This is a genomic window from Shewanella sp. ALD9 (assembly GCF_002836315.1).
GTDB lineage: Bacteria > Pseudomonadota > Gammaproteobacteria > Enterobacterales > Shewanellaceae > Shewanella.
In genome coordinates this window covers 212,489-229,789 of record NZ_PJCD01000003.1, presented here as the reverse complement: position 1 = coordinate 229,789, position 17,301 = coordinate 212,489, and the positions used below count along the sequence as shown (strand labels likewise).

At 40.1% G+C, this 17,301-nt stretch carries 12 protein-coding genes; 8 read left to right on the top strand and 4 right to left on the bottom strand.

Annotated features, from left to right (window positions below; all coding sequences use genetic code 11):
- Positions 1-62 precede the first annotated feature (62 nt).
- Together phoB and CXF88_RS08625 are read right to left on the bottom strand one after the other, a co-directional pair.
- Positions 63-752 (bottom strand): phosphate regulon transcriptional regulator PhoB, encoded by a 690-nt coding sequence (gene phoB, locus CXF88_RS08630; protein WP_011638217.1) that lies wholly within the window; start codon positions 750-752, stop codon positions 63-65.
- Between the two features lie 197 nt (positions 753-949).
- Positions 950-1,894, bottom strand: coding sequence for a porin (locus CXF88_RS08625; protein WP_101086500.1), 945 nt, complete (start codon positions 1,892-1,894; stop codon positions 950-952).
- A 325-nt stretch (positions 1,895-2,219) separates the two neighbouring features.
- Here CXF88_RS08625 and rdgC point away from each other — a divergent pair, with 325 nt between their 5' ends.
- Both rdgC and CXF88_RS08615 read left to right on the top strand, forming a co-directional pair.
- A complete protein-coding gene (rdgC, locus tag CXF88_RS08620; RefSeq protein WP_101086499.1) occupies positions 2,220-3,131 on the top strand; it encodes a recombination-associated protein RdgC in 912 nt (303 codons plus the stop codon).
- A gap of 17 nt (positions 3,132-3,148) precedes the next feature.
- Positions 3,149-3,706 carry a glutathione S-transferase family protein gene (locus tag CXF88_RS08615; protein WP_101086498.1) on the top strand — a complete coding sequence of 186 codons (558 nt, stop codon included), beginning with the start codon at positions 3,149-3,151 and terminating at the stop codon, positions 3,704-3,706.
- A gap of 402 nt (positions 3,707-4,108) precedes the next feature.
- On the opposite strand, the gene CXF88_RS08610 is transcribed toward CXF88_RS08615, so the two are convergent.
- Positions 4,109-5,935 (bottom strand): PDZ domain-containing protein, encoded by a 1,827-nt coding sequence (locus CXF88_RS08610; protein ID WP_101086497.1) that lies wholly within the window; start codon positions 5,933-5,935, stop codon positions 4,109-4,111.
- A 328-nt stretch (positions 5,936-6,263) separates the two neighbouring features.
- On the opposite strand from CXF88_RS08610, the gene CXF88_RS08605 reads away from it, so the two are divergent.
- From CXF88_RS08605 to CXF88_RS08585, 5 genes are all read left to right on the top strand, one after another.
- Complete coding sequence (locus CXF88_RS08605; protein WP_162023580.1) at positions 6,264-8,294, top strand: tetratricopeptide repeat protein; 2,031 nt, start codon at positions 6,264-6,266, stop codon at positions 8,292-8,294.
- A gap of 202 nt (positions 8,295-8,496) precedes the next feature.
- The gene (locus CXF88_RS08600) at positions 8,497-10,053 is read left to right on the top strand and encodes a GGDEF domain-containing protein (RefSeq protein ID WP_101086495.1); all 1,557 of its coding nucleotides are present in this window, start codon (positions 8,497-8,499) and stop codon (positions 10,051-10,053) included.
- Between the two features lie 60 nt (positions 10,054-10,113).
- Positions 10,114-11,478: a nucleotide 5'-monophosphate nucleosidase PpnN gene (gene ppnN / locus CXF88_RS08595; RefSeq protein ID WP_101086494.1), complete on the top strand. Its 1,365-nt coding sequence runs from the start codon at positions 10,114-10,116 to the stop codon at positions 11,476-11,478.
- Positions 11,471-12,238 (top strand): flap endonuclease Xni, encoded by a 768-nt coding sequence (gene xni / locus CXF88_RS08590; RefSeq protein WP_101086493.1) that lies wholly within the window; start codon positions 11,471-11,473, stop codon positions 12,236-12,238. Before ppnN ends, xni begins: the two co-directional genes overlap by 8 nt.
- Before the next feature lie 246 nt (positions 12,239-12,484).
- Positions 12,485-12,883, top strand: a complete 399-nt coding sequence (locus CXF88_RS08585; RefSeq protein ID WP_101086492.1) for a DUF3192 domain-containing protein — start codon at positions 12,485-12,487, stop codon at positions 12,881-12,883.
- 99 nt (positions 12,884-12,982) lie between these two features.
- Here the strand turns inward: CXF88_RS08585 and CXF88_RS08580 are convergent, their stop codons facing one another.
- Positions 12,983-15,844, bottom strand: a complete 2,862-nt coding sequence (locus CXF88_RS08580) for a prolyl oligopeptidase family serine peptidase (RefSeq protein WP_101086491.1) — start codon at positions 15,842-15,844, stop codon at positions 12,983-12,985.
- A gap of 439 nt (positions 15,845-16,283) precedes the next feature.
- Here CXF88_RS08580 and CXF88_RS08575 point away from each other — a divergent pair, with 439 nt between their 5' ends.
- The gene (locus CXF88_RS08575) at positions 16,284-17,294 is read left to right on the top strand and encodes an isocitrate dehydrogenase (RefSeq protein WP_101086490.1); all 1,011 of its coding nucleotides are present in this window, start codon (positions 16,284-16,286) and stop codon (positions 17,292-17,294) included.
- The last annotated feature ends 7 nt before the right edge of the window (positions 17,295-17,301 follow it).

Sequence of the window (17,301 nt, the reverse complement as noted above, 5' to 3'; positions counted from 1 at the left end):
AAAAAACAGTTTTTAAAAAGCTCTGCCTAGCATGGCAGAACTTTTCGAGCCGCCAATACGAATTACATTCTGGTTGAAAATCGATAACCAGCACCACGAACAGTTTGGATCAATTTATCATGTCCACCCTCTTCTACGGCTTTTCGTAAACGTCTGATGTGCACATCGACAGTTCGATCTTCAACATACACATTGGTGCCCCAAACGTTATCGAGTAACTGCTCTCGACTGTAGACTCGCTCAGGATGGGTCATAAAGAAATGCAATAAGCGAAACTCTGTCGGTCCCATATCGAGCACGGCGTCACCAACGGTCACTCTGTGACTCACAGGGTCGAGTTGTAATCCTTGCACATCAATAGTTTCTTCTAAGCGCGTTGGTGCGCTTCTGCGCAAAACGGCTTTAATTCGTGCGACGAGCTCTTTAGGTGAAAAAGGTTTAGTTATATAGTCATCAGCGCCTACTTCAAGGCCCTTCACTTTATCTTCCTCTTCTCCACGAGCTGTCAGCATAATAATCGGGATCTGACGCGTAAATTCATCTTGCTTTAAACGTTTAGCTAATTGGATGCCACTACCACCAGGGAACATCCAATCCAATAAAATTAAGTCAGGGTATGGCTCTTTAAGCAACTCAATTGCTGAATCAAAATCTTCAGCTGCAGCTGTCGTAAAACCATGTTGATCCATCACAAATGTCAGCATCTCACGGATTGCTGATTCATCTTCTACTATTAATATCCTAGCTGTCATATTGGGTTTCTACGTTAATTTGCCACGAGACTATTATTGGACACTTTTGTTACAGATTTATGATCTAACAGCTGATTTTGGCATTAAATACGCCTTTCTGTCATAAAAAATTCATTGCTGTTAATGCAATGTAACAAAAAAAGGGCCTAAGCCCTTTTTAATTGATTGAAGATTTAACCATCACATGATGACTGGGTTTAGAACTTATGTTCGATACCAATACCAACATAGCTATCATCTTGGTCATTTGAATCAAACGAGTTGGCTGTGTAGAAAGCAAATAGTTTAGTTGGTTTACCTAGTTTGTAGTCAGCACCTACAGACCATGAATCGCCTTTGTTTTCCATGTCGACATACTGAGCTTTTAGTGTCACATCATTGATGTCATAAGCTGTACTTAATAAGAAACCGTTATCTGTTACACCGCTATCTATTGCTTCTTGTTGCTGGTACATACCACCAATAACTAAGCCAGCAACTTTACCTTGAACCGTTGCACGTGCAGTGTCATAACCTTTTACTTTTGAATCATAAGCAATCGCTGCATATATTGGTGTACTTTTAAGACCTGCATCACCGTACATTACAGCCATACTCACACCATCTTCACCAGTTGTATTGTCACCAACAACTTGGTCTGAATCGCCAGATGCAACATACGTTACACCCGCTTGAAAATCACCAAACATAGGTGTGTAGTATGTCGCGGTTTGCGCCATACGGTTTTCACCTTTGAACATGTTTTTTACGTCACCAGATAAATCGTTAAACTGGTCAACTTTACCTTGAGATACTTTAAGGATAGTGTCGTTACGACCTACAGAAACGGCACCAAAGTTACCTTTTAAACCAACAAATTGGTTACGAGCTAAAAAGTTTTCTTTGTCATCATCACCGGTATTAACTTCGTATTCGATGGTATAGAAAGCTTCTAATGATTTGCTTAACTCAAACTCACCGGTTACACCAAAACGTGATGCATTACTTTGAATAGTTGTTTCAGTTTCATCATTAACATCATTAGACTGTGCTGTAACATTTAATTTTCCATAAACTTGTAGAGGATCTGCCGCATAAGCACTTGATACTAAAGAGGCTGCCATTGCAGAGGCTAATAGAGTTTTACAAAAAACATTCATCATTTCATCCTTTCGACGCATATTTCGTCATGGTTATTCTGGGTTAGTTGTATCGGAACGAGCAGAATTTTGCCTTGCGAATGTTTCAGAAATATTGCAATGCTTAATTAAAAATGAATATTTGCCATACCAAACCACATTATTGCGCAGTAGATCTAGCTACAGCAGTGGTTTCAAGGAAGTTTGGGGGAATGTGACAATTTGATGAATTCTAACCCTAGCGACGACAGCGGTCGTATTATTAGTGTTTTTTTGTAGGTTTACCGCTTTGCATCTATCCCGTAAACTGCAGTAACTTATTTTTCCTGTTAATTAATGAGAGCCTTCTATGTGGTTTAAAAATCTCACCCTGTACCGTTTCAACAAACCTTTTACGACAGATACCGAAACATTAGAAAATGCCTTAGCTGATTTCACTTTCTCTCCTTGTTCAAGCCAAGACATAAGCAAGTTTGGTTTTTCTAATGCCCTAGGCAAAAAAGGCCAGGCATTAGTCCATAGTGCCGAAAATCGCTATCTAATTTGCGTCACGAAAGAAGAAAAAATTCTCCCAGGCCAAGTAATCAAAGAAGCCTTAGATGAAAAAGTGGCAGAGATTGAAGAGTTAGAAAATCGTAAAGTCACTAAAAAAGAAAAAGACACCATTAAAGACGAAATCACCACAACATTATTGCCTCGTGCATTTTCTCGACGTAGCCAAACTCATGCACTCATCATGCCTGAGCTAGAAATGATTTTAGTTGATAGTTCTAGTGCGACTAAAGCGGAAGAGTTGTTGGCACTGCTTCGTAAAGCGATAGGTAGCTTACCGGTTATCCCGCTAAGTTATGCCACACCAATCGAATCAACGTTAACGCAATGGTTGCAAGCGGGTGAAGCACCGGCGCCATTTGAAATGCAAGATGAAGCCGAGCTTAAGTCAGACTCTGATGAAGGCGGTATCGTTCGCTTTAAACAACAAGTGCTTCAAGAAGATGAAGTGCTTGCCCATATTGCGACAGGTAAGCAAGTGCACAAATTGGCATTGCATTTTGGTCAGTCGATTGCTTTTTTAATGCAGTCTGATGCCAGTATTAAACGACTTAAGTTTTCTGAAGAGTTTAGAGCAGGTAGTGATGACGTTGGTACCGAAGATCCATTAGCACGTTTAGACGCTGACTTTGCCTTGATGGGCAGTGAATTAGTGGCTTTCGTCAATGCGGTAAATCAAGCATTTGGTCCTTTAGAGCAAAGCGTTTAATACCATAAGGGTATCCCATGAAACTTTACGGTAGCTTTACGTCTCCCTTTGTTCGGCATTGCCGAATAGCCTTATTGGAATCAACATTAGATTATCAATTTATTGAAACAGATCAGGCTAGCAGCGCAATGCTATCCCCTACAAAACGGGTTCCTTTTTTACACGATGGAGAGTTATCGTTAACGGATTCAAGCGCTATCTTGCGCTACATCCGTCATAAGTCATCAAAAACGTACCTTGATACCGTGGTAGAACTTGATCAGTTTTGCATGATCAACACTGCTCTAGACAGTTCAATTAACTTGTTTTTCTTGTCTCGTGATGGCGTTGATATTGAACGTTTTGATTACACAATCAGACAAGCGCAACGCATTAACGCAACACTAGCTGAATTTGAAAAATTCGAACTACCGCTATACGGACCGTTTAATGATGTGCAATTGCGTTTAGGTTGTTATTTAAGTTGGGCGGTTTTCCGCCAACGGATTGATATCGAAGATTATCCAAAACTGAAAATATTTTTAGCCACAATAGAAAAAGAGCCATTTTTTATCGAAACAGCTCCTCCGGCGTAACCATCATACAAAAATGCCCTGTTCTCAGGGCATTTTATTTATCATAACGGCTCGCATCTCAATACTGAATGACATATTCAACCAAGCCACTTCAACATGCTCGTTTCAAAGCCCCGTAGGATAACTGAACAAGGCAGTGATTGAAGAGAATTAATATCACTATTCTTAGAGCGCTGCGCTGCTAGGACGCTACGCGGCTAGATTCTATAAAAGCAGACAGCACAGCGAAGCTGTCACAACCGCTTGAGGTAGCAAGCGGTGACGAGCGAAAGGGCGATAACAAGCCGCGAGACCGCTTTATCCGTGAGCGCAGCGTTCGCTTGTTATCGTTTCTGAAGCGTCACTTCTCCACATGCTGGATCCTGCATTTCAAGGTCGTTTGGGTATATGCAAATCAACATTTTAGTCAGTAGTATTAATCCACTCACCCTTGTCATCAAACGGCCATTCAACCCCCAACCATGCTTTATAAAACGCTTTCTGCGCATCAGTTACCTTATCTACTGATGCAATTGATAAGTCACCTTTGGGTTGTTCAGTCAGGAGTAAACTCACTTCTTTTAAACGCTCATCCCTGAATATGCTTAGTTTAATCGTATCACCAACATTAAAATCATTAAGACGTTTAGTTAAACCATCCGCGGTAACCTTTAAACCATTAACAGCAACAATTTCATCTCCGGCAGCAACACCAGCATTCCAAGCTGGGCCATTTTTTAGCACACTCGCAATAATTAGATCGTTATATAAGCCAGACAACATCATTCCGGCATCGACTTCTGTTTTAGGAGATGGACCATAAGTCGTGATCAAACCAGCATGTGCCAACAAGTCATCAAAAGATAAACTAAACGGTTGGTTTACATATTCAGCCCACCACGACTGGTAATCTTTACCAGAAAGATTTTTTAAAATAGATTGCACGTCCGCGACGTTATAACTTAATGGAATTTTATATTGTTGATAAAGCGCTTTATGGACATCTCTATATGAATGAGCAAGTTGCGTATCGCTTAACAAACTAAAATCAAGTGCCATTGAAGCCAAGTAACCTTCAGAGTAAATATTCACACTGTGATTAACCGCATAATCGCCCCAAGTGCTACTCCACTGGCCTAAACTGGCTTCTGCGACAGATTGGACTTCACGACCTGGGTTATGTTGATTAAGCACAATACGTTGACTTAAATCGTCAAAGAACTCTTTGGCGGTTATCACTCCAGCACGTAACAATAACTGATTTTGGAAATAACTGGTGGAGCCTTCAGCCATCCACAGTAAATCGGTCATATTTTCCGACTGATAATCATACGGAACAAGCCCTTGAGGTCGGTAAGCTTTAACATTCCACGTATGAATAAACTCGTGCGAGGCGGTACTGATAAAGCGTAAATAATCTTCGCGTTCACGAAAATTAAATCGTGGTAATTGGATAATAGTAGAATTGAGATGCTCTGTTGCACCACGAGCACCGCTGGTTGCATGCACCATGTACACATATCGTTTAAATGGATAATCAGGCCAAATAGCCGATGCCTGACCACTGATTTTGGTGAGATCTGCTACAATTTTTTGAGTATCGTAATTACCTTCGCCCCAAAATACCACGTCGTAATCACGACCGTCAGCCTCAAAGCTGACATGTTGGTTTATGCCTGTTTCTATCGGTGAATCAACTAACACATCATAATTGGCCGCTTTAAATGAATGTGATGTGCTGCCTTTATCCATGCCAGAGTAACTTTTCCAACCTTCAGGAACTTCCATGTTGACCGTAACGGGTTGCTGACGAAATGCAGGGCTATACATAAATACACCACTAGCATCTAAAAAAGCATGGCTACTATCAATGTGACGTAAACGATCACCAAGCTCATTGGCATGTAATTGATATGTCACCTTCACCGATGTAGGTTTGGTTAAGGCGATTTGCCATTCGCCACTGGCAGTGCGTTTCCAAGGTAATGATTGTCCTTTACTGTCGGTCGCATTAAACAACCTTACGCCATCTGCAACGGGTAATACTTGATAACGACCTGTTCGCCATACCGGTAAATTGACCGTTAATACATCCGAATTGGTTTGAGGGAATGACACACTCACTTGGGCTAAATGGTGTGTGGGTTGGTTAATATCGATATGGTAATCGACATCTGCAAGTGCAGGCATTGCCCAACTCATCGAAAAAATAGCACTGCTGGTTAAAATTGCAAGAGAAGTAGGTTTCACTCTAGGTTCCTTCTGGTATGATTCTATTGTTTTTATTTTAAATTCCGAACAATTATAACGATCTAGACTCATTAACACAGTGGCAATTTGCAATTTAGTGGAAAACACCCGGTGAGAACATCTGACCCAGGTAAATTTATTTATTCATTCCACGTAAAAATGAAGTCCACGTTAACTAACACTATAAAAGGTATCTCTTACTATGCTGCGATGTTTTCCTCTGGTCATATTATGTTCGATACTATTAAGTTCAGTGGTTTCAGCAAGGGATATTGAGCAGCAAGAAATATTTTTCAAAGAAAATCCTCAAAAGCTGTATACAAAACTAATGAAGGCCACAGAGTTTCCTTTACAATTTTCAAATAAGGAGGAATTTGAGCAAGCCGCAAATGAATTAAGTTACCCACCCAATGAACTTCATCGCGATTTAGAGCTGCTGGCTCGACTGAATTTAGAAGCAAAGCTTACATCACCTACTAAGTATAAAGACGCTAAATTGCTCATAACACAATTAGACGCCATTGCATCAACCACACTTGAGCAAGCCGTCGTCATCATGCTTAAAGCGCGAATTAAAGGCCGTCAAAACCAAGAATATAACCAGGTGATTGTTGAATCAAATAATGCGTTGAATATGGTAAACACAGATGTCAGTTTAGAAAGTACGCTATTTAAATCAACACTTCATGAACAACTCAGCATGTTACATTCATTGCTACTTCAACCTACGCCGGCATTTTCTCACTTAAATCGTTACCGCGATATCGCTTACCAATTACACAATAATTATTTTATCTCCGATGCCGAAACCCAGTTAGGTCGTTATTACAATCTTAATGGCGATCAAGCCAAGTCACTCCAGCACTACAGTGAAGCATTTCGTTTAGCCAATAGTCTGGATTACCCCGGAATTAAAGCTCATACACAACTTAATCTTGCGCGTACATACCGAGATTTAGAACAATGGGATGATGCCCTAAAATATGCCCATAATGCTGCCGAAATACTTCAAGCGATAGGTCAAGATGTCTACCTAGCAGAGACCTTGACGGTCATCGCAATGATTTACGCTGGCCAAGATCAATGGAATAAAACCATCGACTATTATTTAAATGTCCAGCAAGTTAATGAGCGTATGGGAAATGAAATCGCCATAGGGCTCACATACCACAACTTAGGCGAGGCTTACTTCAAATTAAATAATATCCAAGCAGCATTGAACGTAATGCAACGTGCAAATGATATATTTAGAGCTCGGAAAGTAGAACATTACTTAGTCCATAATGAACTACTATTTGCCCAAATAAATACCAGTGAAGGCATGTGGAATGAGGCTATTGATCATGCGAGCAAGGCTATTGAACTGGCTAAAAAGAAACATTTAAATGATGTGCAAACAGAAGCATTAGGCTATTTATCTACCGCATATCGCAAAACAAACAACCTCAATGCAGCACTTGCAACAGTCGATGCCATTGTTGAGCTGATCAACACATCGCAACAAAAAACCGAACAAACAAATGATTTTTCTGAACTCACTGAACAAAAATTAAAATTCGAACTGGGTTTATTACGTAATAAACTACATCAACAAACGGCAAAGAATAAATATAGTCAATTTATCATTTTAGTATTAATTCTCGGTTTCAGTATTGCGATTATCGTGTTGTTTTTTATCTACAGAAAATTTCAACAGCGAAATACCTTATACCTTAACGCCCAACATTTAAATACCATAGACCCGATAACGCAAGCCCAAGGTTACAGGGCGTTTATTCAACGCATCAGCACTCTTAAACACACTGAGTCTAAAACGATTGCGTTAGTGAATATCAATAAATTAAACAATATTGATATTCAACTTGGGCTCACTGAATCTATCGCATTGATGCAAAATTTTAATAGCCTGTTCAGTAAACACCTAGACACTGAAGTGTATATAATACGTTCAGGATTGATTGCATGTTATTTCGATAAGCAATACGACGCAGAAAATATCTTACATGCTGTAATTGATTGCCTTAAACAATTACATGAGACCCAATTTACTATACCAAATTTTGCTAACATATCCGCGGTCCAACATGCCAGTATTGGTCACATTAATTTGCCACTACTGGGTAACCCAGATGCCAGCATCAGTGCTGAATTACAATTTGAAACATTGCAATACGCACTTGCTGCAGCCATGGAAATAACTGAGCAACCCGCTTATGTGTCATTGCGACCACTTAATTTCGCTCCAGCGGCTGTTTTTATGCGCCCACTTTATTTAAATCTGACTCAAGCACTTAATCGCGGCATCATTCGTGCAGAAAGTAATCGTAACACCCAAGAGATCAACTGGCCGAAAAACTAATTGATTAATAAACATGCTATTGTGACCAGTTATGAGATTTTGTACGGTAATTGGATTTGCTGCACAACATTATTGAGATAATATTACTATAATGTTAATCGATGATATGTTAATTACTATAAATTCGATTTGCCGTCTAAATTAATATCCTAATCACGGCAATAGATGCCTTTAGCTGAAGAATGAAAGTAGGCACTGCAAAATGAAAGAGTCAAATACAGCGATAACTCAAATTTCGTTGATGAAGCAAAAGCTCCATGCAGCTAAACTTGCTCTCGAAGAAATAAATATCGATCGTAATGATAAATTGAAAACATTAATTCAATTTATCACTCATCTGAGTCTTGCTTGTAAAGGGCAAAACTTAGAACTCGATAATAAACTGGCTAAATTGCGCCATCATATGCACAATTTTGAGCAAATTGACGAGGCACTACCTGAACTCGTCGATATCGAAAGACTATTAAAATCTCAATATAGCCATACCATGACTCGTTTAGAAGACAGTCGTAATGGCCTCAATCGAGTGATCCGTCAGATCCAACGAATTAACTCTGCGCCAGACAAACTCAAAAAAGAAATCACTTACTTTAAACAAGAATTAGGCAAACCATTCCATACTGTATGGGAATACATTCCCAAAGTTGAAAAACTGATTTTTTTCTATGAAGAAATTTTAAAACACGAATTTGCTGATGCCGACAATTACGAAATTTTGCCTCACCATATTCAGCTAGCTAAAGAGCTTGCCGCTAAAATTGCTGAAATTGAATTTAGAAAAGATCAACGGGACCAAATTCTAGTCATAAAAGAAGTGTTACTTGGTGATATCAGCTTAAATAACTTACTGGATTCTTACCAATCGATATTAAGCTTACTATTAGAAAATATTGCTCGCGAAAAAACCGCATCACAAGACTTTTTATTTGCCCTCAACGATGCTCTGACTATCGTTCGCGATGTGGTCAACAACACCCATAACAACAACCAACGTTGTGAGCAACTTAAAGGTCAATTAAATAAAGAAATCAATTTACGCGTCAATAACGCCGACGAGTTAGTGGTAGATGCAGATGATCTTAACCAATTAAAGATTCAACTGACGGTGCAGTTATCTTCACTTCGCGATTCACTGTCTCGTAAAGAGGCACTGGAACAACGTGAACAAACCATTTTACGTAAATCAATAGAGACAATGCGTAAAGAGCTCAATTCAATGAGCCAGGAAGCGAATAGTTACAAAGAAAAGCTATTTGAACATCAAAAGCTCAACCTACTCGATCCGCTTACCCAATTAGCAAACCGTACTGCGTTAGAAGATCGCATGGAGCAAGAGTATCGCAACCATGTCCGCTTTAAAACGCCACTGTGGATAGCCGTTACAGACATAGACCACTTTAAAGGCATTAATGATAGCTTTGGCCACAGTACCGGCGATAAAACCCTGCAAGTCATTGCTATGGCGTTAAAAAACTCATTACGCGATAGCGAGTTTGTTGCTCGTTATGGTGGTGAAGAATTTGTATTACTATTACCTGATATTACTGATGAACATATCTCTCAACTATTGAATCGAGTGAGAGAGAAAATCAAAAATATTCCGTTTAAGTTTAAAAATCAGAGAATTACAGTTACATTATCTATAGGTGCTGCACAAGTAATGGAAAACGAAACGCTTGAAGAAGCTTTCGAAAGAGCAGATGCTGCATTATACCAAGCAAAAAACAACGGCAGAGACCGAGTCGTTATTGATATCTAGCCTCCCAAGACAGTTTTCTTTGGACTCGGCATCAAACACTCGAGTCCAAAGGAGTTGCTTATGATAGTAAAAATTAGTCCACGTGGTAGTCTAGATCAGCTTTCTCAATTAGAAGTCGAACGTCTGAAACAAGGTGCAAAAAGCGACCTTTACCAATTATATCGAAATTGCTCACTCGCGGTGTTAGCTTCAGGCCTTATCAGCGACAGTTCCGAAGACCTGTTTAGTCGCTATGAATCTTTTAGCCTTAATATTTTACAGCGTGAAAGAGGCATCCAAATTGAACTCATCAACCCTCCTCTGCAAGCCTTCGTCGACGGGGAAATCATTGTCGGTATTCAAGAACATTTGTTTGCAGTACTCCGCGATATTATATACATCAGCAATAAGTACGAAAATTTAAAGCATATTGACTTAAGTAATGCCAGCCACATTACCAATGTTGTGTTTGATATTTTACGCAATGCTCAAGCAATCTCGCCAATGAAAGACCCTAATGTGGTGGTTTGTTGGGGAGGACACAGCATCAATGCTGTTGAATACCAATATACCCGCGATGTCGGTTACCAACTTGGGCTACGTAGACTGGATATTTGCACCGGTTGCGGCCCTGGTGCTATGGAAGGCCCAATGAAAGGTGCGGCGATTGCCCACGCAAAGCAACGAGTTCACAACGCCCGTTATATCGGCTTAACCGAACCCAGTATTATTGCTGCTGAGCCCCCAAACCAAATTGTTAATGAATTAGTTATTTTACCCGACATAGAAAAGCGTCTAGAAGCCTTTGTCCGTTTAGGCCATGGTATTGTCATTTTCCCTGGCGGCGCGGGTACGGCTGAAGAACTACTCTACTTTCTTGGTATCTTATTAAATAAAGAAAATTGCCATGCATCCTTTCCACTGGTATTAACCGGACCTGCTGAAAGTGCTGAATACTTTGCCGTTATCGATGAATTTATCGGGGCAACATTAGGCGAAGAAGCACAGAGTAAGTATCAAATCATTATCGGCGACCCTGCCAAAGTGGCGCAAATAATGAAGCAAGGCATGGAGCAAGTAAAAATCTATCGCAAAGAAAAATGTGATGCTTACCAGTATCAATGGTCACTCAAAATTGAACCCGAATTTCAATTACCCTTTGCGCCGACCCATGAAGTTATGGCAAATTTGAATCTCTATTTTCAAGAAAATAAGGCAGAACTTGCCGCTAACTTACGTAAAGCGTTTTCAGGTATTGTCGCCGGTAACGTAAAAGGCGATACCATCAAGTTAATTCAAGAGTTTGGTCCCTTTAAGATTGAAGGTGATGCTAAGCTCATGCTAATGATGGATAAGCTATTAAACGCTTTTGTTAAACAACAACGAATGAAACTGCCAGGCAGCGCTTACGTGCCCTGCTACGAAATAATAAAAACCAATGAATAAATTACTCATTATTGATGGACTCAATCTCGTACGCCGCATTCATGCGGTGCTACCTGATGAAAACGATATTACCAGCGTTCAAGAACGTGTTTTAGCAGCATCCAAAAAAATGCTGTTACAACATCAGCCGACTCATTGCATTGTCGTTTGGGATGGCAATGAGCCATCTTGGCGCAAAACGCTGTACAGTGATTACAAAAAAGGTCGTAAACCCATGCCGACGGCATTAAGTGATGGCCTGGTAAATATCAAAGCCACACTGGCTGAACACGATATCAATTCTTTCGACGCTCAATCTGAAGCCGATGATGTTATCGCCACCATCGCGATGAAAATGATCAGCAACAAGGGTGAAGTGATTATTGTGTCAACCGACAAAGGCTTTAGCCAATTACCGACCAAAAATCTCACCTTGTGGGATCACTTTAATCAGCACGTTTTTGATGTTGCGCAATATGAAAAGAAACTGGGAATAGAGCAATACCAAATGCTCGACTTTATTGCATTAGCGGGTGACAGCGGCAATAAAATTCCCGGAATTATGGGCATAGGCCCAAAATCTGCAGCGGATTTACTCAATAAATTTAGAACGCTAGCTAATTTATATCGTTCTTTAGATAACCTTGGCGCCAAGCAAGCACTTAAATTAGCCGAAGGAAAAGAGATTGCCAGAATTAGTTATAAATTAGCGCAGTTACAATGCGATATTCCACTGAATATTAATTTGAAACAATTTAGGATCAATCCAATAACAAACTAATGCCATAATAAGCTAACCTCTACTCTGGATAAGGGATGGGCTAAAGCGTTAAAAATAAGTGTATTTAACGTCTGCTATCACTCTTGCTATTGATGTTGCCAAGGGTTTTAACATGATAGTAGGCTTATGGTAAGTCGATACAATACAGATAACAAAAAAGTGTTATTTGATAACCGTTTATTATCCAGAGTTGAGTAAAAACACATAACCTCAACGGTATTAATACCATAACGGATTACACAGATTATGAATACAAAAGTGACGTATATCATCGGTGGAATTTTCACTGCCTATTTACTGTTTGTTGCCGTGGTGATTTTTGTTTATGAACCACAGCCAGAAGACCGAGCATGGGATGATCGCCAAGCATTCAACTTACAAAAAATGAGTGAAGTCAGCTTTGGTCAAAGCCTTGATGAGATCAGAACATTATTAGGCAGTGCAGATTTTGTCGAAGCCAAAACCGGCATTGATGGACAATATCAAGTGATGTACTACCGTACCCACCACATAAAATCAGACGGTGAAACCACTAAAGAAGAGTGCACCCCATTGTTATTTAGAGATAATCTGCTGATTGCATGGGGACAAGACACTGAAGATCAATATTTTGCCGTGCCAATAACTCATCAAGAACCACAATAGTTGCTTATTTGTCTGTGGTATCAATAACAAAAACGCCCTATCGGTATCAGCATAGGGCGTAAAAGTTAATTCAGATCAAACATTGATAGCCGTTTTAATCTACTTTTTATACTCCTGATAAGCTTCACCTTGGCGGAGCCAATCTGGGGCTTGCTCACCCTTTAAGTAATGATCGAAGTACTGCTTCATCTTAATGGTATAATCAAGTTTATTGGGATATTTTTTCAAATGATGTGGCTCATCTTCATATTGTAAAAACACCACATCCTTGCCTGCACGACGCATTGCCAGATATAGCTCAATACCCTGCTCCCATGGTACAGCATCATCTTTATCACCAAACATAATCATCATGGGTGTTTGAATGCGATCGACATAAAAAATCGGCGAGTTTTCAATATACTTTTGTGGTGCCTTGAATAGACTCTCGCCCATTCGACTTTGGCCCGTTTCATATTGAAATTGTCTTGCTAGCCCTGAACCATGGCGAATGCCACTATAAGCACTGGTCATATTCGATACCGGAGCACCAGTCACAACAGCTTTAAAGATATTGGTTTGGGTTACCGCATATGCACTCTGATAGCCGCCCCAAGAATGCCCTTGAATACCAACAGCATCAGGATCGGCAATCCCCATCGCTATCAATTTTTGTACGCCTGCGGTCAGTGCTTTTACTGAAGATATTCCCGGATAACCTATCTCGAAACGAATATCAGGCAAGAAAATCGCATAACCATTGTCTGCATACCAAGCAAAGTTAGGTCGATGATTGAGCTTCATATCAGGAAACGCATGTAGCCTATCGCTCATAAACCGATAGAAATACACCAAAGTTGGATACTGTTTACCGGCTTGGTAATTTGTTGGCTTAATGAGTACCCCATCCATGTTAACACCGTCACCATCTCGCCAATGTACTAGCTCCGCATTGCCCCATTTAAAGGGTTTACGCTGCTTATCAAGTTGGGTCACCTGTTGGGCGTTCTGTGGTGAGGTATTAGTTGCAATATATAAATCAGGATATAAATCATAGCGCTGTTTCGAAAACACCACTGTCGAGGCTTTATTAGCTCTGGCAAGCAACGTTAATTTACTGTTGCTTTCGGTTAAGCGCTTCACACCAGCAACACCCATTTTGGCGCTGAAAAAACCGTCTGCTTTTGATAGATGACTATAACCTTGCAATAGCACAGTTTCAGCATCACTAACTACTGCGGGTAACAATTCATCCTTCACTAAGCCAACCAGTCTAAATTGAGTTTTCTGCTTTCGCCCTTCGCCATTGGTTAACATAAACCCTTGGTTCGATGCGGTATTAAACTGCCATACATCATATTTATCATAAACGGTTATCGCACTATCATCAGTTAGCCAAGGGCCAAAACCGTAACCGGGTGCAGCACTGGGATAGTCATGGTCTTCATCAGCAAACGGTGTCGTAATATTAGCAGTCAAATTAACCCGACGTTGAGATGCAATGTCTAAAAGAAACACGTTACCTTGCTGATAATAAGCTAGAAACTTAGCATTCGGTGACAGAGTCGGCATTGCATCACTAGGTTGCTGAGTTAACACTGGAATTTTATTACCGTTGTTTACATCAACCAAATACACATCACGATAAAAACCTGCCCAGGTGATCATTTTTTGATATGGCACATCTGAACTGGCCAATAAAAAACGCGCTTGCTCACCATAAGTAACATCTGGCACCACTTGATCAGCTAATTGGACTAACTTATTTGAATCTAAGTGTAAAACCGCTAAATAAGTGCGTTTTAATTCTTGCTCATATTCTTTGACTTCTTGAGGCTTAATTTTGGCATCATCACCATGCCAAATGCGTAGCTGCTTTTTCGCCGTGATAATCTCTGGATTAAACACATCATTGGTATTTTGATAATCAGCTAATTCAGCTTGCTGAGCAACTTTTGGGACTCGACCAATATACAAACGTTGGCCGTCTTTTGAAAACTGTAAGCTTGAATATTGGTTATATGTCCAAGCTTCAGACTGGGCAAATTGCTGTTGTTTATTCTGCTCTACATCAATAAGCAACATGTTGTGCTCACGGCCATAGCGTGTCGAACTCGCAGCGCCTTTCGTCACGGCAACATATTGACCATCATCGCTGATAGCTAATGCTTCAATATGTTCATCGCGACTACCATAAAGTTGACGCTGTTTTTGGTCATCCAATGCTACCAGCACTAGTTGGTGCAATTGATTTTCAACTTGATTAACGACTGCAACAAAATGCTTCCCAGCTTTATCAAAAGCAAATTGGGTCACATCAGATAGCTGGGTGTGTTGATTGGTAGCCAGATTAATTAACCGAACATCAGAGCCTTTATCTGCTTCCTCAATTTCAACATCAGTATCATCTTCAACCTTAGCAGTATTTTCGGTAACCGTTGATTCAGAGATAATAGATTCAGAAGCTTTAGACTCAGAAGCAATGGATTCAACAGCCTTAGATTCCGATAATTCAGATTTCTCATTCGTAGACTCAGGCTTGTTAATTTTAAATTTTAAAACTAAAAAATGACCATTATCGCTAAATAGGGCAGATTCAACATTCTCAAACGTCTGTTGCTTACCACTTTGAGTATTCAGTAAGACCACTTCATGGGGTAAATCGGCTTTCTTCTTGGTTTCTCGCTCAAATAAGTTCGCTTCAATGGTCGCCAACACAAATTTGCCATCAGCACTGACATTCACATCGGTGCCATTGGCAATTTCATACTGTTTACTGTTATCACTAAAACGGATTAATGCACGACTATTGCCTCTATCAGGAGTAGCCTGTACCGCAATCACGTTGCCATTATCAGAAATAACCGGCTGTTGTAAGGTTTCAAAATGCATAATGTCATCAAGGGACAGTGCACGTTGTGGAGCCGCATGGGCATTAAATGACAGACAGACTGCCAATGGAATTAAATTGAATAATTTCACAGTTTTCCTCTAATGGTAACGTTGATTGATTATTTTTATAGATCACCGTAATAGATCATCGTGTTGGATTATCTCAATATTGACTAGCTAACGTTAAGCCAACCAGCAAAAGACATGACATGCGACCAAAGTCGTCTTTATAAAAAATGCTTACAGAATAAGCTAATGCTGCCAATAAAACATTGAACCGCAGATAAATCTTCAGCATTAAGATACTTTACAAGTAAACGATTTGTAATAAAGGTTCATAGTAAAACAATCAAATTAGAATTGACTTAAAAATAACGGAAATAATGTGATAATACTCACTATTTTCTGTAAATAAACATTAAAAGTCGTTAAAATACGCCGCAGAAAAACGACGCTTTTTATCGTCACCTAGCCGTGCCATATATGCGGTCTATCAATTGCAGTAACCACAACCGTGGAAGGACTATTCATGTCAAAACGTACAATAACCGTGATCCCAGGTGATGGGATTGGCCCAAGCATTATCGATTCAGCATTGAAAATCCTCGACAAAGCAGGATGTAACTTTGAATATGAATTTGCAGATGCAGGGTTAACGGCGTTAGAAAAGCACGGTGAATTAGTACCACAACGTACATTAGACCTTATCGAGAAAAACCGCATTACGCTTAAAGGACCTTTAACCACACCTGTCGGTGAAGGTTTTACCTCTATTAATGTAAGCTTACGTAAAAAGTTCAGTCTTTATGCTAACGTGCGCCCGGTGATTTCATTTAAAGGAACCCAAGCGCGTTATGAGAACATTGATATCATTACCGTGCGTGAAAACACTGAAGGTATGTACTCAGGCTTAGGTCAAAAAATCTCTGACGATGGTCAAACAGCCGAAGCGACCAGTATTATTACTCGTCATGGTGCAGAGCAAATCACCACATTTGCTTACGAACTTGCTCGTAAAGAAAATCGTAAAAAAGTGACTATCGTTCATAAAGCTAACATCATGAAATCAACTTCAGGTTTATTCTTGAAAGTGGCACGTGAAGTGAGCTTGCGTTACCCAGACATCACCACCGAAGAAATGATTGTTGATGCCACTTGTATGAAACTGGTTATGAATCCTGAAAACTTTGATGTTATTGTGACCACTAACCTATTTGGCGACATCTTGTCTGATTTATGTGCCGGTCTTGTGGGCGGTTTAGGCATGGCTCCAGGTGCAAACATTGGTCGCGATGCCGCTATTTTTGAAGCTGTACACGGCAGTGCACCAGATATCGCAGGCAAAAACTTAGCCAATCCAACCTCAGTAATTTTAGCGTCGATTCAAATGCTAGAGTACTTAGGCATGTCTGATAAAGCTGAGATGATCCGTAGCGCTGTATCGGCTGTTATTGAAGAAGGTGACCGTACTACCCGCGATTTAGGCGGCACTCACGGCACTACCGACTTCACTCAAGCAGTACTCGATCGTCTAGGATAATTCCATA

Coding starts and splice junctions, on each gene's coding strand:
- phoB (WP_011638217.1), bottom strand. CDS start 752: ATGACAGCTAGGATATTAATAGTAGAAGATGAATCAGCAATCCGTGAG.
- ppnN (WP_101086494.1), top strand. CDS start 10,114: ATGATAGTAAAAATTAGTCCACGTGGTAGTCTAGATCAGCTTTCTCAA.
- CXF88_RS08615 (WP_101086498.1), top strand. CDS start 3,149: ATGAAACTTTACGGTAGCTTTACGTCTCCCTTTGTTCGGCATTGCCGA.
- CXF88_RS08585 (WP_101086492.1), top strand. CDS start 12,485: ATGAATACAAAAGTGACGTATATCATCGGTGGAATTTTCACTGCCTAT.
- xni (WP_101086493.1), top strand. CDS start 11,471: ATGAATAAATTACTCATTATTGATGGACTCAATCTCGTACGCCGCATT.
- CXF88_RS08600 (WP_101086495.1), top strand. CDS start 8,497: ATGAAAGAGTCAAATACAGCGATAACTCAAATTTCGTTGATGAAGCAA.
- CXF88_RS08625 (WP_101086500.1), bottom strand. CDS start 1,894: ATGATGAATGTTTTTTGTAAAACTCTATTAGCCTCTGCAATGGCAGCC.
- CXF88_RS08575 (WP_101086490.1), top strand. CDS start 16,284: ATGTCAAAACGTACAATAACCGTGATCCCAGGTGATGGGATTGGCCCA.
- CXF88_RS08605 (WP_162023580.1), top strand. CDS start 6,264: ATGAAGGCCACAGAGTTTCCTTTACAATTTTCAAATAAGGAGGAATTT.
- rdgC (WP_101086499.1), top strand. CDS start 2,220: ATGTGGTTTAAAAATCTCACCCTGTACCGTTTCAACAAACCTTTTACG.